The following is an 18,994-nucleotide window of genomic DNA, read 5'->3' as shown; positions in this document are numbered from 1 at the left end:
CAGTCGGGTGATGGTGGCTCCTGGCCTTTTGCATGTACGGAGGCGAAGCCTTCCGGGGCTGGCGGTTCCGTCAAAAGAGTTTTGAAAACCTACTGACAATATCTATGTTCATAGGTAGTCTGACAGGAGGCCGTGAGCAGCGTCACGGGAATATCTTGATCGTTAATGAAGGAGTCGCAGCATGTCAGGTAACAGGGCAGTCGCCTACCAGGGCCCGGGCATCGTCGAGGTCATCGACACCCCCTTCCCCACCTTCGAACTCACCGACGGACCCGGAGTCAACCCCGCCAACGTGGGCCGCAAGGTCCCGCACGGGGTCATCCTGCGCACCGTGGCCACCAACATCTGCGGCTCGGACCAACACATGGTCCGCGGACGCACCACCGCCCCCACCGGCCTGGTCCTGGGCCACGAAATCACCGGCGAAGTCATCGAGGTGGGCCGGGACGTCGAATTCATCAAGGTCGGAGACATCGTCTCGGTCCCCTTCAACATCTCCTGCGGCCGCTGCCGCAACTGCAAGGAACAAAAGACCGGGATCTGCCTGAACGTGAACCCCGACCGCCCCGGATCCGCCTACGGCTACGTCGACATGGGCGGCTGGGTCGGCGGCCAAGCCGAATACGTCCTGGTCCCCTACGCCGACTGGAACCTGCTCCGGTTCCCGGACCGCGACCAGGCCCTGGAAAAGATCATGGACCTGACCATGCTCTCGGACATCCTGCCCACCGGCTTCCACGGCGCAGTCACCGCCGGGGTCACCGTCGGCTCCACCGTCTACGTCGCCGGCGCCGGACCGGTCGGCCTGGCCGCCGCAGCCTCCGCCCAGCTCCTCGGCGCCGCGGTGGTCATCGTCGGGGACCTGAACGAGGACCGCCTGGCCCAGGCCCGCTCCTTCGGCTGCGAAGGGATCAACGTCGCCCACGGGGACCCGGCGGACCAGATCGAACAGCTGCTCGGCGTGCGCGAGGTCGATGCGGGCATCGACGCCGTCGGCTTCGAAGCCCGCGGCCACGGCCACGGTGCCGGGGCCGCCGAGGCCCCGGCCACCGTGCTGAACTCGCTGATGGACCTCACCGCCGCCGGAGGATCCCTGGGCATCCCGGGCCTCTACGTCACCGGGGATCCCGGAGCAGCGGACGAAGCGGCCCAGAAGGGCTCCCTGTCCCTGTCCCTGGGCACCGGCTGGGCCAAATCCCTGTCCTTCACCACCGGACAATGCCCGGCCATGAAATACAACCGGGCGTTGATGATGGCGATCCTGCACGAGCGGATCCACATCGCCAAGGCCGTCAACGCGCAGGCGATCCTGCTCGAGGACGCCCCGCGCGGCTACGCCGAATTCGATGCCGGGGCCGCGACGAAGTACGTGCTGAACCCCAACGGCTACCTCAACAACTAACGCTAAAGGTGGGGGCGGTCCCTGCCGCGATGGACCAAGCATCCTCCGCGGCAGGGGCCGCCCCCTTTGGCTTATGTCCCGTAGGAGGTCCGCCATCCGCCGTGGTATTCGGCCCGGGCCACCGCCGAGTAGGGGGTGGGACTTACGACAACGCGGGCCTCGAACTGCCGGTGGGGTTCGACGGTCGTCTTCCTGGTGCCGCCGTCGGGCTCTCCCCAGACGACGCGTAGCTCGGTCCCTTCCGGGACGTCTGCATCGACCACCGCCAGGGAGAGTCCCCGGCGCTCGTTGGAGCTGTATCCGGTGAACATGGACAAGCCCACCGTTTTGCCGTCGGCATCAATGACCCTGTCGTAGTTCGATGAGCCGTAGTTGGCCAACGGCAGGTCGAAGAACTTGTAGGGCAGCGAATCGGGGCCGAGTATCGAGGTCAGGATCGTGCCCAGGTCTTCGTCGTTCCAGGCGAGTGTGACCTTCTTGCGCTGGGTGGCTGGATCGATTTTCTCCAGCGCCTCGCGCCCGATGAAATCGTGGTCGAATTTCACGAACGAGCCGTATCCGAGTTCCCAAGGTGTGTGATAGTAGTCCTCGACATTCGTCGAATCGAAGCTTCCAGCCACTGCGTTAGTTGCCTCGTAGCTGTCTGCGCCCAGCCACTTGCGGTAATCGATCAGTTCATCGCCCGTGTAGATTCCCGGAAGCGGCGAGGGGATCCATCCGGATTCCAAGGTGTTGGAGGGATAGGCTCGCGCACCCACGGGGACCATGCCGAATTCCGCACCGGCTTCCAGGACGGACTGGCGGATCAGGTCATATGAATCGTACGGCCCCCAGATCTCCAGGCCGGGCGCACCTGCCATTCCATGGCGCAGGGTGCGAACCCGCTGCCCGGCAATGTTCATGTGGCTCATGCTGAAGAACCGCTGCTTTTCCAGGGGTTCGCCATTGAGCTTTTCGATGATGTTCCAGGCCTGGGGGCCTTGGATCTGAAAGCGCCAGTATCTGCGCTGGACGGGTTTGCCCATGGGTCGGGAGGGCGAGCGGCGATCTACCTCGATTCGCACGTCGTAGCCACCGGTCTCCGCTTGGAAAAGGAGCCAGTTGGCCGCCGGCGCCCGGCCCACATACACGTACTCGTCGGGGGCCTCGTGGAACAGGATGCCATCCCCGATGACGTGGCCGGCGGGCGTGACCGGGACATATTGCTTGGCCCGGTCTAGTGGGAACTCGGCGACACTATTGATGGCCGTGGCTGAAATGAGCTTGAGAGCATCGGGCCCAGAGATGAACAGGTTGTCCATGTGGTGGGTCTGGTCATATAGCACTGCGGTTTCGCGCCAAGCGCGCTGCTCACTGCGCCAATTGGAGAATTCCGGGGCAACTACGGGGTAGACATAGGCTCCCAGCTGCGAATTTCGCAGCAGTTCGACAGTGTCTCCGGCCTCGTCAAGGACCTCTTGGAGGTTTTTGGGTGACATGTTCAATGGCTTCCTTTTCGTGGGGGAGCGATGTCCGTGGAAAGAGGGAATCGCTCTGGAATACGAAGGTGCGGCCCATTGGTCGCTACCCAGACCATAAGCCAGCTGGGACACTAAGTCGATAGTTATTGAGGACGGGTTTCGATGCTGGTGGGAGGCAAGTTGGTGCCACCGAACCGCCGTTCACTGATGATTTGGTAAGAGTTTCGGAGGATCGGAAAATTGCGTAGTCACATGACTCCCATATACCTATGTATATAGGTACTATGAGACGAGCATCACTCGGCTTTGGGGTAGATCCCCGAGAATCTTGGAGAACAGAATGAAAAAAATCGTTGGAGCCCTCGCGCTCGTTGCCGCATTGAGTCTGACGGCGTGTGGCGGCGGATCGCCCTCGGCTGGCGTGACGGACGATGCCGCACCGAGCGCTAGCGGTGGTGCAGCAGGCCTGGAACAGATTGAAGTTGGAGTCATCCCGATCGTCGATGTCGCCCCGATCTACCTCGGTGTGAAGGAGGGCATCTTTGAAAAGGAGGGCCTGGACGTCAAGCTGACCCTCGCGCAGGGCGGCGCGGCCATCGTTCCGGCTATTACGAGCAAGCAAATGGACTTCGGCTTCTCCAACGTCACCTCGATGATCGTTGCCCGCTCCAAGGGCTTGCCGCTGAAGATGGTTGCCCCCGGCGGCAGCTCCACCGGTAACACGAAGGAAGACTTCGCCGCCGTCATGACGAAGCCGGACAGCGACATCAAAGAGATCAAGGACCTCGTCGGCAAGAAGGTCGCCGTGAACACCTTGAACAACATCTCCGACTCGACGATCAGCGAAGCTGTTAAGAAGGCTGGCGGCGACTACACAAAGATCCAGTTCGTTGAAATGCCTTTCCCGGATATGGCCGCACAGCTGGATGCCGGAAACGTCGACGCCATTGCCGCGGTCGAACCGTTCGTGACCATTGCTGGTGCCGACGGAAACGTCCCGGTCTTCTCGAACTACGCTGAGCCCGTCAAGGACCTGACGGTCGCCGTCTACTTCACCTCCGATGACTACATCAAGGAGAACCCGGAAACCGCGGCGAAGTTCACCCGCGCCATGACGGCGTCGCAGAAGTTCGCGGACGAGAACCCGGAAAAGGCAAAGGCCGTGCTTCCCGACTACACGACGCTGAAGCCTGAGGTCATCGAGAAGCTGACCATGCCGCGATTCCTCACTGAGGTGAACGAAGCCTCCATCCAGGAGGTCGCCGCGATCTCGCTTGATCGCGGACTGATCGACAAGGTTCCGGACATGGCCGCTTTGCTGCCAACGAAGTAGCAGTCAGTAAGGATGGCAGGGGCGGCCTGCCCGGGGAAATTCCCGGGCAGGCCGCCCCCTTCATGGTTCGATTCGCACCGGGTGGCGATGCCCTCAGCGTTGCCCGGCCACCCAGTCAGCTGTGGCTTCGAGCCCGCCGAAGGTGTAGAAGTGAAGCTGGACTTCCCCGTGGAGGGACGGGTCATAATCACGGGCGAGATCCTGGATGAAGCGCTCTGGGCCGGCGTTTCCCAAGAGGTTGGAAAGGGAAAAGCCGTAGCGCTTGGCGATTCCTGCCGATGATGAGACTCCGAACCGCCGGGCGTATCCCAGTAGGCGTTTGATGCCCGCAGGGCCAGGGACCCCGACCCGGACCGGTAGGTCGACGCCACGGCCTCGCAGCTCGGCGAGCCAGTCCAGGACAGGCGTCGTGTCGAACCCGAACTGGGTAATGATCTCGCCACCCAGTCCACGTTCTGCCAGCGCCGCATGCTTGGCCTCGAGCGCGGCCCAGAGCATGCGGTCATCGATTTCGGCATGCCCGTCGGGGTATCCGGCGATGGAAACCGTTCCGACTCCGAAATCTTCGAACACTCCTGAGGCGATCAGCGAAAGCGCATCCGGATAGGGGCCCATGGGGGTTGCCGGATCCCCTCCCACGGCGAAGACATGTCCCGAGGCTCCGTGTTTTGCCAGGGCGTCGAGGAATTCCCCTAGCTCCGTGGCCGAGCTGAGTCTTCGTGCCGAAATGTGTGGAACGGGATGGAACCCGGCCGCCTTGACCGCCGAAGCGGCGGCAACCCTCATGCCCAGATCCTCGTTGCCCAGGAACGTGACATTGATGGGTGTGCCGGGTGGAATGTTTGGTGTGGCTGCCTCGAGTTCCGGGATGTCCTTGCCCGTCATCTCCATGGAGAATCCGGACAGCAGGCGTCGTGGACCTGATGTCGGGTCGGGATGCTCTGGGGTCATGCTGTGGCCTCCGTGCCCCGCAGCGGGGATATTAACAGTAGTAGCTATGCCCATAGGTATATCTCGAATGCAGTCTCCTGTCCATGGCCGCAGCCGCGGGTTTCCCTTGTCCTTGGGATCAGGTGAGGACGCGAATCTCTAGCTCGTCCTTCCATTCGCTTGGGCGTTCATTGCTGCCGTATCTCGAAGCCCGCCCAGCCCTTGGCTGCATCCGCGACGGCAGGGATTGGGCCGAGTCCAGCCGGTGGGCTCCTCGTTCTCGCCGCGGAGACCGAGCCCTCTTCCGGATCTGCCGGTGCGGCGTGGTTATGGGTTTAGGCGGTCGATGAGCTTGAGGCCTCGTTTGGCCCAGGAAACTTCCGCCTCGGCCTGCGAAATGAGCCCTTCGTACGCGAATGCTTTGAACGCGGTGGTCTTTTCCTGCTCGGACGAGGGGGTGTTGGCCAGTCGGCGGTTGAGCATCGGACTCGAGCCCTCTTCAATTTCCCTGACCTTTTCGCGCCATTGTTCAAGCAGCCCCTTGTGGTGCTTGATATGTGCCCTCATTTGTTCGCGTGCCGCTTCGGGTTCCGCCCACTCCATGTAGGCGGCTCGCAGGTGTGCCGGCTCGCGGACGCGGGCATACTCCATGGTGGTGTTCATCCAGGCGCTAAAGGCTTCTGTCCCGGCCTTCGTGACGTGGTACTGCCGTTTTTTGCCGCGTTGACCCCAGGGGATGTCTTCACCCAGGAGCAGCCCCTCGGACTCCATGCGCTTGAGTTCCGGGTAGATCTGCGAATCCGGAGCATGCCAGACGTGCCCCACCGAGCTCTCGAATACCTTGTACAGGTCATAGCCGGTCATGGGCTCGACGTTGAGAAGTGCGAGCAACGCGTAACGCAGGCTCATTGGGCGGCCTTCTTTCGGTGGTGTGTTGCCAATCACTATATCGGAAGCTATTGTGTAGTCCAGTAGAACTAACTATGAACATAGTTAGTTGGTCGTTGTTCGACCATATCAATCGCAGGAAAATCCGCGACCATCCACCGGACCCGCTTAGCCTGGGACCGGCGTCTGCACTGGAAGGTAGACCCCATGACCGCCGTCACGTCCGTCAGCTCCACGACCAACAAGATCCTCGGCCACCCGCTTAACGCCTGGTACGTTGCGGCCTGGGACCATGAGGTCACCCGCAAGCCGATGTCGCGCCGCATTGCGAACCGCCCGGTTGCGATGTACCGCACCGAGGACGGCAAGGCGGTTGCCCTGGCCGATGCCTGCTGGCACCGCCTGGCTCCGCTGTCGATGGGCAAGACTATGGACAAGGACAAGATCCAGTGCCCGTACCACGGCATCATCTACAACTCGGCCGGACGCTGCGTGTCCATGCCGGCCCAGGAAACCATCAATCCCAGCGCCACGGTTCCCTCCTTTCCGATCGTTGAGCGCTACCGCTATGTGTGGATCTGGATGGGTGATCCGACACTGGCCGACCCGGACCTGGTTCCGGATATGCACCAGATGGACAGCCCCGAATGGGCCGGCGACGGCCTGACCATCCATGCGGCCTGCAACTACCAGCTGGTGCTCGATAACCTGATGGACCTGACCCACGAGGAATTCGTGCACGCGTCCACCATTGGCCAGGACGAGCTCTCCGAGTCCGACTTCGTCACCACCCACGAGGGCAATACGGTCACCGTCACCCGCTGGATGCACAACATCGATGCCCCGCCGTTCTGGCTGAAGAACATGCGCGACAAGTTCCCGGGCTTCGAAGGCAAGGTCGATCGCTGGCAGATCATCCACTTCGAGGCCCCCGGCACCATCAGGATCGACGTCGGGGTGGCCAAGGCCGGCACCGGCGCCCCGGAGGGTGACCGCAGCCAAGGCGTGAACGGGTTCGTGATGAACACGCTGACCCCGGAAACCGACCGGTCCAGCCACTACTTCTGGGCCTTCATGCGCAACTACTGCCTGGACAATCAGTTGATCACCACCCAGCTGCGCGATGGTGTCCACGGTGTCTTCGGGGAGGACGAGGTCATGCTCAAGGCTCAGCAGGAGGCCATCGATGCCAACCCGGACTACGAGTTCTACAACCTGAACATCGATGCCGGTGGAATGTGGGTGCGCCGCATCCTGGAGCGCATGCTCGCCGCCGAGGGTCGACTGGTTCCCTCCGCCTAGGGCGGGGGAGAAGAGCCCGCCGGAAAGCGACAGAGAAAACTCATGGCAGCAACAAACATTGAAATCTGGCAGTCGGCGACGATCATCCGGGTGGTGCCCGTGGCCGAGGGGATCATGCGCATCGTCCTGGAGCCTTCGCTCCCGATCAAGGCCGAACCCGGATCGCACATCGACCTGAAGGTCACCATCGACGGGCAGGATGCCAAGCGCTCATACTCCGTGGTGGACTCCAGCGATGACGGCGGGGCCCTGGCGATCAGCGTCATGCTCGCCCCGCTGTCCCGCGGAGGATCGGTCTTCATGCATGGTCTGGAGGTCGGCGACCGGTTGGAAGTCACCCAGCCGCTGCAGAACTTCCCGCTGCGTGTCGGTGCGCAGCGCTACCTGCTGCTGGCCGGCGGGATCGGCATTACAGCGATCGCCAACATGGCGGCCGTGCTGAAGCGGATCAAGGCGGACTACACGCTGGTCTACGTTGGACGGAACCGGAACGCCATGGCCTACCTGGAGCAATTGCAGGCGGAACACGGGGGAAATCTGGAAGTTCACGTCGATGACGAGGGAACCTCGCTGAACGTCCCGGACTTGGTCGCCCGTGCTGAAGAGGGCACGGAGCTGTACATGTGTGGGCCGATCCGACTCATGGACGCGGTGCGCCGCACGTGGACCGAACGCGAGTTGGACCTGCCCTCGCTACGGTACGAAACCTTCGGCAACAGCGGATGGTATGACCCGGAGGAGTTCATAGTCCGGGTGCCGCGGCTGGATCTTGAGGTCACCGTTCCGCAGGGTCGGTCCATGCTCGAAGCCCTGGAAGATGCCGGAGCCGAGATGATGTTCGACTGCCGCAAGGGCGAATGCGGTCTCTGCGAGGTACAGATTCTCTCGTTGGAGGGACGGATCGATCACCGCGACGTGTTCTTCAGCGAGCGTCAGCAGCGTCAGAACACGAAGCTGAACTGCTGCGTCTCGCGCGCGGTCACCTCGGAGACCGGAGCGAAGGCGGACGCGGCTCCTTCGGGCCCCGCGGTGGTCACCATCGGCATCTCCTAAGCGAGGCCGCGGAGCGAGCCATGTGTTGGGGCCTCCGTCCGGGATGTTCGCTTCCGGACGGAGAGGTCATTCCTTGCTTGGGGACTTTTCCTCATGAGCGGCTCAATCCCGGGCGGGCACTATGGGTCTATGTGGTACCGAAAAGCAGGCACTGTTGTCCCGGAGGTGGGCCTTGCGCTATTCACCATGAGGTAGCGACGCAGCTTAGGCGGCAATCAGGCTCTCAGGGCGCGCGAGATGCCGCGTGATGCGGTGCGCAGCGCCATCACCGCGGCAGGCAGGCTCTCGGAGCCGCGCGGAACCACGACAGCGAGGACGGCTAATGCATGCCCGTGGGCGTCAAGGACGGGCACCGAGGCACCCGTGGACTCGGAGTCGATGAAGCCGTCGAAGGTGGCGTAGCCGTTGAGTCGGATATGAGCCAGCTCGCGGCGCAAATCCACATGCAGCGCACTAATCACCGTCCCATGGCGTTCAAGATAGCCCTCCCGCACCGGGAAGGGGGAGAAAGCGAGCAGGGCCATGCCCATGGAGGTCCGGTGGACCGGCATCCGGCCGGCGACGGAAGCCTGGTTCACCACGGATCCGGGCCGGGACAGCCGTTCGATGACCAGTACCTCGTCGTCGTGCAGGATCGCCAGCTGGATGCTCTGGCGCACCAGCTGGTTCACGTCTTCCATGAAGGGCATGGCGACTTCGCGAAGGTCGCGGGCGGCGGAGGAGCGGTTGGCCAGTTCCCAGAGGCGCAGTCCCAGCCGCAGGGTGCCCTCCCGTTCGCGGGCGAGCAGGCCGTGCCCGACCAGCTCGTCGACAAGCCGGTAAGTGGTTGCCCGCGGTACCCGGGCGCGACGGGCCAGCGCCCCGACGCTCAGCGTCGGGTTCTCGGCATCGAAGGCATCAAGGATCCGCACCAAACGGTCCAGCATCGAATCCCCTGAATCGGAGTTGGCCATCCCTGGTGCCCCGTTACGCCGGGTCCGCTATGACGGCGGCAATGCGTTCGAGGTCAAGTTCGGTGGCGCTGGCCGGGTTCCAAGCCGGGTTGCGGTCCTTGTCGATGACCTGGGCTCGGATGCCTTCGGCCAAATCCGGTTCATGCATCAGGAAGGCGGCGATGCGCAGTTCCCTTTCCAGTGCCGAGCGCAAGTGGTTTTCCGAGCGGGCGGCCCGGACGGCCTGTAGTGCTGTTTCAACACCCAGCGGGGAATTGGCTCTGATCATTTCGGCTGCTTCGCGTGCCCCGGCATGTCCTGCCGCATCAAGCCGCTCGAGGATCGTCGCCGACGTCGGGGCCGAGAACATATCGTCGATCCATGGCTGGCGGGCAGCAAGGTCCGAGCGGGCCGGCTTTCCGAGCAGGATTTCCAGTGCCATCGATGTCTCGAGCGCGGGCAGCCCGGCCAGATCCGGCAGCGTGGCCAGTACGTCGTCGAAGTCCTCGGCGGCGACCATGAAGTCCGCGAAGCCGGCATGGATGGCGTCCGCCGCGTCCATCGTGGTTCCGGTCATGGCCAGGTATTCGCCCAGACGCCCCGGGGCGTTGCCCAACAGGTGCGTGCCACCGACATCGGGACTGTATCCGATCTTCACCTCGGGCATGGCCAGCTTCGAGTTCGGTGCGACGATTCTGATTCCTGCATGGGACCCCAGTCCAACACCGCCTCCCATCGTCAGCCCGTGCATCATGCTTGCCACCGGTTTCGGGTAAGTGGCGATGATCAGGTTCATGGCAAATTCCCCGGCCAGAATTCCGGTGAAGTCCGAGTGGTTGCCGCTGACGATGGCGGTGTGGAAATCCTTGATGTCACCCCCGGCGCAGAAACCACGCTCGCCGTTTCCCAGCAGGAGCACCGTCTTTACGGCCGGGTTATCGGCCCATGTGGTGAGGGTGCGGGCAAGTTCCCGGAGCATGCCGCCCGTGAGCGCGTTGATCTTCGAGGGGCGGTCCAGCGTGATGATGCCCAGGCCGTCGGCGACGGTGGAGCTGACGTGGTGGCTCAATGCGTTTCCTTTCGCTCCCATCGCGCCACAGTGGGCGGCAGGAGGGTGGTTCCGTAGTGAAACGCTACCCGAAATCCGTGGGGTCACCCTTGAAAACCAAGGCCGACACCTGCTAAAGTTCAAAATACGCACAAATGTTCAATATGTGAACTTTAGTATGGTTTTGGGAGACTCAATGCAGCAGGCCTACGTCTACGACGCGGTACGCACACCCTTCGGCAAGATCGGCGGATCGCTTTCCGGGCACCGGCCCGACGATTTGGCGGCACATGTGGTGCGCACGCTCGTCGCCCGCGCCCCCGAGCTGGACACCGCCGACATCGACGAGTCGATCTTCGGCAACGCCAACGGAGCCGGCGAGGAAAACCGCAACGTGGCCCGCATGGCCACGCTGCTGGCTGGCCTGCCGACCTCTTTGCCGGGCACCACCATGAACCGGCTTTGTGGTTCATCCCTCGATGCGGCCATTGCGGCATCGCGCCAGATCAATGTCGGGGACGCCGACCTGCTCCTCGTCGGCGGCACCGAATCCATGAGCCGTGCGCCCTGGGTGCTGCCCAAGACCGACCGGCCGTTCCCGATGGCGAACCTCGAACTGTCCAACTCGACCCTCGGCTGGCGCCTGGTCAACCCGGCCATGCCCGGCGAATGGACCGTCTCCCTGGGCGAAGCCACCGAGCAGCTGCGCGAAAAGTACTCCATCTCCCGCAAAGACCAGGATGCGTTCTCCGCCGCAAGCCACCAGCGGGCGGCAGCGGCCTGGGACGCCGGACACTACGACAACCTGGTCGTTTCAGTGCCGGCTGCCTCCCAGCGCGGAACCGAAACCATCCGCGACGAGACCATCCGCGCCGACTCCACCGCCGAGACGCTCGCGGCGCTGCGCACCGTCTTCCGCCCGGCAGAGAACGGCACCGTCACCGCCGGCAACGCCTCCCCGATGTCCGATGGCGCCTCGGCCGCCTGGATCGGCAGCGAAAAGGCACAGGCGATGCTCGGCACCGCACCGCTGGCCCGCATCGCCTCCCGGGCCTCGCATGCGAACGACCCGCGGTTCTTCGGCTTTGCCCCGGTGGAGGCGGCCAACAAGGCGCTGGCCAAGGCCGGCATCTCCTGGAACGACGTGGCAGCCGTTGAACTGAACGAGGCATTCGCCGCACAGTCGCTGGCCTGCATCCGGGCCTGGGACATCGACCCGGAGCTCGTCAACGCGTGGGGCGGGGCCATCGCCATCGGCCACCCGCTGGGAGCCTCCGGCCTGCGCATCCTGGGCACTCTGGCGGCCCGGCTGCGTGCCACCGGCGACCGCTGGGGCGTCGCTGCGATCTGCATCGGCGTCGGGCAGGGCCTGGCCGTCGTGCTGGAAAACACCGAGGCCACCCGCTAGGCACCCGCCGCGGGCCGCAGTACCTACCTAACGAGACAAGGGAAACGAAAAGCATGGCACCGAGGATCGCAGCCACAGCCGCCGAGGCAGTGGCGGGAATTACCGACGGCTCGACCGTCCTGATTGGCGGGTTCGGCAATGCCGGGCAGCCGATGGAACTCATCGACGCGCTGCTGGAATGCGGCGCCACCAACCTGACGGTGGTGAACAACAACGCCGGGCAGGCGGACGCCGGATTGGCGCTGCTGATCAAGGAACGCAAGGTCTCCAAGATCATCTGTTCCTTCCCGCGCCAGTCCGACTCATGGCACTTCGATGCCGCCTACCGCGCCGGTGAAATAGAACTCGAGCTGGTGCCGCAGGGCAACCTGGCCGAGCGCATCCGCGCCGCCGGTGCCGGCATCGGAGCGTTCTTCACGCCGACCGGATACGGCACCATGCTCGCCGAGGGCAAGGAAACCCGGATGATCGACGGCAAGGGCTACGTGCTGGAGTACCCGATCCATGCAGACGTTGCACTGATCAAGGCCCTGCGCGCCGATACCTTCGGCAACCTGGTCTACCGCAAGACGGCCCGGAACTTCGGTCCGATCATGGCCGCAGCGGCGACGTCCACCATCGTGCAGGTTCATGAGGTGGTGCCGGCCGGCTCGATCGACCCGGAGAACGTGATCACCCCCGGCATCTACGTCAACACCATCGTCGCCCTTGGCACCAGTGCAGGAGAACAGGCATGAGCACCGAAATGACCTTCACCCACACCGATGCGGCACTGGACCGCAATGAGCTCGCTGCCATCGTGGCGGCGGACATCGCCCCGGGTTCCTTCGTGAACCTGGGCATCGGCCAGCCGACGCTTGTCTCGAACTACCTCACGGCGGAGCAGGGCGTGACGCTGCATACCGAAAACGGCATGCTGGGCATGGGCCCGGCGGCAGAGGGCGACGACATCGATCCGGACCTGATCAATGCCGGCAAGATCCCGGTGACCGAGCTGCCCGGGGCCTCCTATTTCCACCACGCCGATTCGTTCGCGATGATGCGCGGCGGGCATCTGGACGTCTGCGTGCTCGGGGCCTTCCAGGTCTCGGCGTCCGGCGACCTGGCCAACTGGCATACCGGCGCACCGGGCGCCATCCCGGCCGTGGGCGGCGCCATGGATCTGGCCATCGGCGCCAAGGAAACCTGGGTCATGATGGGACTGTTCGCCAAGGACGGTTCCTCGAAGCTGGTCAGCGAGCTGACCTACCCGGTGACCGGGCTGGGCTGCGTCTCGCGTATCTACACGGAGTCCGCCGTGTTCGTCATCGACGCATCCGGAGTCAGCGTGCGTTCCACGCACGGGATAGGCTTTGAGGAGCTGGCCGAGCGTCTGCCCGTGGCACTGCGCCGCGTCTAATCAAGCAAGTTCAAAGGGAAAAGCGATGAGCGAACCAGAAGAGGGACGAGGCTGGCTGGCCCGCAAGGTGCTGCCCGGGGGAGCAGAACCCGACGCACGCTTTACGCTGGCCAACGAGCGCACATTCCTGGCCTGGATCCGCACCGCGCTCGCCTTCCTGGCCGGTGGAATCGCGTTGGAAGCCTTCGCCTCCGACGTGTTCCCCGAGCAGTTGCGCCAGGGCCTCGCGGTGTTCATCATCTGCATCGGGATGTTGATTTCCGGTGGCGCCGCGGTGCGTTGGGCCTCGGTGGAACGCAGCATGCGCCACGGACGGCCGTTGCCGCTACCCTTGATCATCCCGCTGCTGGGCTTCGGCGGCGCCATTGCGGCGGCCATCGTCGCGGTTTTGATAGCGACCCACTAGTGGCTTCCGCCCCTCCGGAACGCGCACATCGCGATCCTGGCCTGCAGCCCGAACGCACAGTCATGTCCTGGGGGCGCACCACGCTCTCGCTCTGTGTCGCGGCGTCGGTCTTCCTGCGCTGGATGCCGCACTACGGGGTTGGAACGTTGGCGATGGTGCTGCTCGCCGTGGGGCTGGCCGCCGGGATCTACCTCACCCAGCGCCGCCGCTATGCGGTGCGCGCCCGGGGAATTTCCGACGAACGTATCCACGCCGACGTGGCCGCCGTGCTCTGGATGAGCCTCAGCGTGCTGGCGATCGGTACGCTGGGACTGGTGGTTGTGCTTTCGGTGTAGTTCGGCGCATGAGCACCCACCGCCCCAGCGACCACATCGGAAGGACCACATGGAGCACACGAGCGCAGTCCCGCAGGCTGTCGAAAACAGCAATGCGGGCAGCCAATTCGTGCAATCCCTGGCCCGCGGACTGGACGTCATCCGTGCCTTCGACGCCGAACACCCCTCGATGACGCTCACCGACGTGGCGAAGCTGACCGGGCTCTCCCGTGCCACTGCCCGGCGCTTCCTGCTCACGCTGGCCGACCTGGGTTATGTTCAAACCGACGGCAAGCACTTCGAGTTGACCTCGCGCGTGCTGCAGCTGGGCTACTCCTACCTGTCCAGCCATACGCTGCCCCAGCTCATCGACCCGGTGCTGCAAGGACTCTCGGCCCGGATGCGTGAATCCTCCTCCGCCTCGGTCCTCGACGGAGCCGACGTCGTCTACATTTCCCGGGTGCATGCCCGATCGATCATGCGGGTGGGGATCTCCGTGGGCAGCCGCTTCCCGGCCTACGCCACGTCGATGGGCCGGGTGCTGCTCGCACATCTTCCCGCAGCCGACCTGGAAGCGCGTCTGGCCGGCCGGGAGCTTTCGGCGCTGACACCGAACACCATCACCGACCCGGCCGAACTGCGTGCCGAGCTGACCCGGGTCAGGGCGCAAGGCTACTGTTTGGTGGATCAGGAATTGGAGATCGGGCTGCGTTCCATCGCGGCACCGGTCTTCGCTCCCGACGGATCGGTGGCAGCGGCGCTGAACATCTCCATGAGCACGTTGCCCAACGGCACCGGGCACGATGTCGACGAGGCTGCCGCGCTCGTACTGCCCGAACTCCTCGCTGCCGCCGAACAGGTCCGGGCCGCCCTGGCAGCCCGGCGCTGAACACTCACTTGTTCCACTTCCCTGACCCTGGTTCGAAAGGCATTGACCCATGAAGCTGATCTCCGCACTGCTCGGTACGGCATTGCTTGCCTCCCTGCTGGGGCCAGTGGCGCCGGCAACCGCCGCCCCGATCCAGGTGGTGGCCGCAGCCCCGAGCATCGCCTCGGCGAACAAGGCCTATCTGGCCAAGGCTGCGGCCAAGCTCGGCGGGGCTGATGCGGGGACCGGCAAGCTGCGCGATGCCAGCTCCTGGCGCGCGTACCGCGACGGGGTGGTGGTCTACTCGACCAAGCGCAAGGCCGTGACCGTGTACAAGGCGATGGCCAACGTGTGGGCGGATACCGGCTGGGAGACCGGAAAATACGGATACCCCAAGGCCGAGCAGTACGCCTACGGCAAGGACAAACGCCAGGTCTTCGACAAGGCGATCCTCGGGGTGCGCCCGGACGGAACCGGATATGCCATCGCCAACGGTGGACCCGCGTCCTTCACCATCAACGGTGCCGGTTGGGGCCACGGAGTGGGCATGAGCCAGTACGGTGCGCGGGCCATGGCGGTGGAGGGTTGGAGCGCCCAGCGGATTCTCGAGTACTACTACTCTGGTTCCAAGGCGGACTGGAGCACCAGGTACGCCAATTCCGACATCCGCGTGCAGTTGCTCAAGGCCGATACCGCCCGGCTGAGGGTCGCCGGATCGGCGATGCAGCTGCGGGATCTGGGCGGCGACTACAAGAAGACCACGGTGGCAGGACGTGGCAGCATCCTGGACCTGAAGCTCTCCGGTGGCAAACTCAGCTACACGTTGAAGGACCCGAACAAGAAGCCCGTCAAGGCGGTCACCGTGACGCTGAAGGGCAAGCTCGAGATCCTCTGGGAAGGCACGCGCGCCTGGCCATCGGAAAACATCTCGGTCCTCACCGTGGAGAAGGCCAACGCCGAGAACCGCGGGGCAGTCACCTACAAGCACGGCAAGATCCAGGTCGGCGTCCTCGACAAGCAGGTCAACGCCGTGGGCGTCATGCGGCTGAACGACGAATACCTTTATGGGCTGGCCGAGATGCCCTCGTTCTGGGAACCGGCGGCACTGCAGGCGCAGGCGATTGCCGGGCGCACCTATGCCATGCGCAATATGGGCTCAGTGAAAGCGGCCTGCGACTGCAACGTGTATGACGAGGTGAAATCTCAGAAGTACACCGGATGGAACCATGAAAACGATGCCGTGGGTTTAACCTCTGCTGGTGCGTGGAAAGCGGCCGTTGACGCAACTGTGCAGCGGAATGCAGCGAAGGGCCCGGTCAAATCCCGGGTGGTGACCTATGGCACTGCTCTGGCCGAGACTCTGTACTCCTCGTCGACCGGTGGGCATACCCGTGATTCCTCCGCAGTCTGGGGAGGCCCCACTCCGGCGTACCTGAGGGGTGTCAAGGATGAGTGGTCCACGATGGTGTCAAGCAAAAACCCCTACCGGTCCTGGACCGATTCGCTGACTCAGAAAGACGCCCGCAAGCTCTTCAAGCTGCCCAGCGTCGCGAAGATCTCCATTGCCAGTTCCACCGACAAGACGATCAAGACAGCCACAGCCACCTCGATGGACGGGAAGAAAGCCACGGTTTCCGGACGGGACTTCCGCACCTCGTTCAACGGGCTCTCGCCCTGGATCTTCACTGCCAAGCCGGCGTCCGGAACCACCACCGCCAATTCGACGATCAACCCGGCGAAGTACTGCAGCACGACGGTGAAATCCGGGGCAAGCATTCAAAAGGCGATCAACGCAAAGCCCGAGGGAGCAGTCATTTGCTTGGGCACCGGAACCTTCAAACCCACCGGTGTGAAGCTGAAATCGCGCCAGACCCTGCTGGGTGTCGGCAGCACCAAATCGGTCCTGGACGGGCGCATCGAGGTGAAGGCCAAGAAGGCGGCCAAGATCTACAAGATCTCCTCCAAATACATCCCGGCCAAGGCGAAGAAGTCCGCAGCCTGCAAACCCGGTGCCCAGTGCAACACGGCTCAGTTGCTCTTCGCCAATGGCTCCCCGCTGAAGCGGGTCACCGCCAAGTCCAAGGTCAAGGCCGGTACGTACTGGGTGGATCACAAGAACCGCGCGCTCTACACGGGTAAGGCTCCGAGCAAGAAGAACAAGTATTCGCTGGCTGTGCGTTCCAAGGCGCTGAGCACCTCGACGTTCTCCCGGGTGGGCCGGATCGGCGTCGTTGGCTATGCCAATGCCACGAACACCGGTGCCGTGGTGCTCAAAGGTGCCCACTCTCAGGCCTTCTCCCTGCGCAGCGCTGACAATCACGGAATCGGCATCCAGGTCACCGGCCGCGGGACCGAACTGAAGACGGTGAACGCGTACCGCAACGGCCAGGCCGGCATCACCGTCTCAACGGCAAAGAACGTGAAGATCACCAAGTCCTCCATCACTGCCAACGGGTGGGGTGGGTTCAAACCGGGTACCTACAGCGGGGGCCTGGCTGCTGCGAAGAAGGCCGCAGTGAAGGTCAGCGGCACTAAGATCTCCAAGAACGGTACCGGAAACATTCGCCGGTCCAGCGGGGCAAGCATGAAGCGGTACAAGTAGCAGCGGAAACCTCGCCACCCGAAATACACAGCTGGACACAGCCCCACTCAGGACGGCCTATGCCACGGCATAGATTTCATCCATAGCGTGGTTCACGACGCGGCAACGAGCCACGTCGTGAAAGGGATCGCATATTTGCACGGTAGTTACGGCGGGAACTCGTGGGCCGGAGAAAGCAAACGGCAATCAGCGACACTGCGATGGCTCTGGGCATCGCCCTGGTGATGATCGTCAACTCACTGTCGACCGGAGTCCGAACCGCGCAATCCGAGGCCCTGTCTTCGGTGTACGGATTTGGCACGGACATCACCATTACAGCGGCGCCCCAAGCCCCGGCCAACGGGGAACGCCCCTCGGGCTCCAGATTCGAGTTCGGCTCCCGTGAGGGAAGCGCTACCGGACATAGGACCACAGAGGTTGCCAAATCCCGGTTGACAACCGGTCGGGGATCGACGAGCTTCAAGTCCACGGCATTGAAGACGGTGCAAGGCAGCACTGGCGTGGCAGCCGCCTCCGGCGTGCTTTCACTGAACAACGTCACTTTCAACGACGAGATCCCTTCCCGATCCGAGGGCTCCACCATGGGTTCCCCGAGTGGAAACGCGCAGCGGCAGGGCCCGGGCGGGGGAGGGGCATTCAACGTGGATTCCTTCACCGTCATGGGTGTAGACGCCGAGGGAGCAACAGTGGGTCCCTTGGCATCGGCGACTCTCAGCTCCGGTCGGTTGCTGGGCGCCGATGATGCCGGAAAGTACAACGTGGTCTTGGATGCAGCCTACGCAACCAGCTCCGATCTGGCCCTCAAGGACAAGCTTTCCATTGGCGGAACCAATTTCACCGGCACCGGAGCCGAGGCCGAGACGGCTTCAAATAGCTACACCCCGCTGGATGTGGCACAAAAGCTCTCTGACAAAGCCGGAATGGCCAGCACCCTCTACGTGCTGGCCGACAACGCGGACAAGGTCTCCGCGCTGAAGGCGGACCTGGCCAACGTGCTGCCGGATAACACCATCAATACCCAGGCCGATCTGGGCTCCACCGTGACCGGTTCCTTGTCCACCGCCTCCGGCCTCGTGGCTTCCCTGGGCACATGGCTCTCGGTGGCAGTACTGGGCGTGGCTTTCCTCCTGGCCATCCTGCTGACCCTCTCCGGGGTTTCTCGACGGACCCGGGAATTTGGAACGTTGAAGGCGATCGGCTGGCGCAACACGAGCATCGTCAAACAAGTCGCCGGGGAATCGCTGATCCAGTCGCTGATCGGTGGCGTGATCGGGATCGTGGCGGGTGTGGCCGGGATATTGATTGTCAACCTGTTCTCCCCCACGCTCACCGCCGCCGCGGCCAGCTCGACACAGGGATCCGGTTTCATGGGCGGTGGAGCGGGGTCCGGTGGCGAACGTGGTGGCGGGGCCGCAGCCCAAGCGGTCGCCACGGCGGCAGACGTCGTGCTGCACCTGCCCTTCTCCGTGAACCTGATGGCCCTGGCCGTGGCCGTCGCTGGCGGACTACTCGCCAGAATCCTGGGTGGATGGCGTGCCGCCCGACTGCGTCCGGCAGAAGCATTGCGATCGGTGGCCTGAAAACATGAGCGAGGCAATAATGAACAAGACAGGTGAGCACCTGCAAGCCACTGCTGACCAGGGGTCCTC

Annotated in this window: 17 protein-coding genes; 12 read left to right on the top strand and 5 right to left on the bottom strand. The window is 63.7% G+C overall.

Annotated features, from left to right (window positions below):
- Window positions 1-181: 181 nt before the first annotated feature.
- Window positions 182-1,402: a formaldehyde dehydrogenase, glutathione-independent gene (gene fdhA / locus E9229_RS03340; protein WP_183509860.1), complete on the top strand. Its 1,221-nt coding sequence runs from the start codon at window positions 182-184 to the stop codon at window positions 1,400-1,402.
- A 71-nt stretch (window positions 1,403-1,473) separates the two neighbouring features.
- Here fdhA and ligM read toward each other — a convergent pair whose 3' ends face one another.
- Entirely contained in the window at window positions 1,474-2,880 is a 1,407-nt protein-coding gene (gene ligM, locus E9229_RS03335; protein WP_183509859.1) for a vanillate/3-O-methylgallate O-demethylase, read from the bottom strand.
- A gap of 322 nt (window positions 2,881-3,202) precedes the next feature.
- On the opposite strand from ligM, the gene E9229_RS03330 reads away from it, so the two are divergent.
- Window positions 3,203-4,195 (top strand): ABC transporter substrate-binding protein, encoded by a 993-nt coding sequence (locus tag E9229_RS03330; RefSeq protein ID WP_183509858.1) that lies wholly within the window; start codon window positions 3,203-3,205, stop codon window positions 4,193-4,195.
- 93 nt (window positions 4,196-4,288) lie between these two features.
- Here E9229_RS03330 and E9229_RS03325 read toward each other — a convergent pair whose 3' ends face one another.
- Window positions 4,289-5,146 (bottom strand): methylenetetrahydrofolate reductase, encoded by an 858-nt coding sequence (locus E9229_RS03325; protein ID WP_183509856.1) that lies wholly within the window; start codon window positions 5,144-5,146, stop codon window positions 4,289-4,291.
- A gap of 306 nt (window positions 5,147-5,452) precedes the next feature.
- Window positions 5,453-6,034, bottom strand: a complete 582-nt coding sequence (locus tag E9229_RS03320; protein ID WP_183509855.1) for a PadR family transcriptional regulator — start codon at window positions 6,032-6,034, stop codon at window positions 5,453-5,455.
- 186 nt (window positions 6,035-6,220) lie between these two features.
- Between E9229_RS03320 and E9229_RS03315 the strand changes: the two genes are divergently transcribed.
- On the top strand, window positions 6,221-7,315 hold the full coding sequence (locus E9229_RS03315; protein ID WP_183509854.1) for an aromatic ring-hydroxylating dioxygenase subunit alpha: 1,095 nt from the start codon (window positions 6,221-6,223) through the stop codon (window positions 7,313-7,315).
- A gap of 42 nt (window positions 7,316-7,357) precedes the next feature.
- Entirely contained in the window at window positions 7,358-8,368 is a 1,011-nt protein-coding gene (locus E9229_RS03310; protein WP_183509853.1) for a PDR/VanB family oxidoreductase, read from the top strand.
- 215 nt (window positions 8,369-8,583) lie between these two features.
- On the opposite strand, the gene E9229_RS03305 is transcribed toward E9229_RS03310, so the two are convergent.
- Entirely contained in the window at window positions 8,584-9,321 is a 738-nt protein-coding gene (locus E9229_RS03305; RefSeq protein ID WP_183509851.1) for an IclR family transcriptional regulator, read from the bottom strand.
- A gap of 13 nt (window positions 9,322-9,334) precedes the next feature.
- Window positions 9,335-10,369: an enoyl-CoA hydratase/isomerase family protein gene (locus E9229_RS03300; RefSeq protein ID WP_246380341.1), complete on the bottom strand. Its 1,035-nt coding sequence runs from the start codon at window positions 10,367-10,369 to the stop codon at window positions 9,335-9,337.
- Window positions 10,370-10,544: 175 nt separating this feature from the next.
- Here E9229_RS03300 and E9229_RS03295 point away from each other — a divergent pair, with 175 nt between their 5' ends.
- From E9229_RS03295 to E9229_RS03260, 8 genes are all read left to right on the top strand, one after another.
- Entirely contained in the window at window positions 10,545-11,756 is a 1,212-nt protein-coding gene (locus E9229_RS03295) for a thiolase family protein (protein ID WP_183509848.1), read from the top strand.
- A 53-nt stretch (window positions 11,757-11,809) separates the two neighbouring features.
- A complete protein-coding gene (locus E9229_RS03290) occupies window positions 11,810-12,493 on the top strand; it encodes a 3-oxoacid CoA-transferase subunit A (RefSeq protein WP_183509847.1) in 684 nt (227 codons plus the stop codon).
- The gene (locus E9229_RS03285; RefSeq protein ID WP_183509846.1) at window positions 12,490-13,155 is read left to right on the top strand and encodes a 3-oxoacid CoA-transferase subunit B; all 666 of its coding nucleotides are present in this window, start codon (window positions 12,490-12,492) and stop codon (window positions 13,153-13,155) included. Before E9229_RS03290 ends, E9229_RS03285 begins: the two co-directional genes overlap by 4 nt.
- A 25-nt stretch (window positions 13,156-13,180) precedes the next feature.
- Window positions 13,181-13,561 (top strand): YidH family protein, encoded by a 381-nt coding sequence (locus tag E9229_RS03280; RefSeq protein ID WP_183509845.1) that lies wholly within the window; start codon window positions 13,181-13,183, stop codon window positions 13,559-13,561.
- Window positions 13,561-13,896, top strand: coding sequence for a DUF202 domain-containing protein (locus tag E9229_RS03275; protein WP_183509844.1), 336 nt, complete (start codon window positions 13,561-13,563; stop codon window positions 13,894-13,896). Before E9229_RS03280 ends, E9229_RS03275 begins: the two co-directional genes overlap by 1 nt.
- Before the next feature lie 49 nt (window positions 13,897-13,945).
- Window positions 13,946-14,764, top strand: coding sequence for an IclR family transcriptional regulator domain-containing protein (locus E9229_RS03270; RefSeq protein ID WP_183509842.1), 819 nt, complete (start codon window positions 13,946-13,948; stop codon window positions 14,762-14,764).
- A gap of 49 nt (window positions 14,765-14,813) precedes the next feature.
- Window positions 14,814-17,345: a SpoIID/LytB domain-containing protein gene (locus tag E9229_RS03265; protein WP_183509841.1), complete on the top strand. Its 2,532-nt coding sequence runs from the start codon at window positions 14,814-14,816 to the stop codon at window positions 17,343-17,345.
- A 161-nt stretch (window positions 17,346-17,506) separates the two neighbouring features.
- Complete coding sequence (locus tag E9229_RS03260) at window positions 17,507-18,925, top strand: ABC transporter permease (protein ID WP_312855586.1); 1,419 nt, start codon at window positions 17,507-17,509, stop codon at window positions 18,923-18,925.
- Window positions 18,926-18,994 lie beyond the last annotated feature (69 nt).

The sequence above is a fragment of the Paeniglutamicibacter cryotolerans genome (assembly GCF_014190875.1).
GTDB classification, from domain to species: Bacteria; Actinomycetota; Actinomycetes; order Actinomycetales; family Micrococcaceae; genus Paeniglutamicibacter; species Paeniglutamicibacter cryotolerans.
This window is presented reverse-complemented; position numbering and strand designations above follow the sequence as displayed.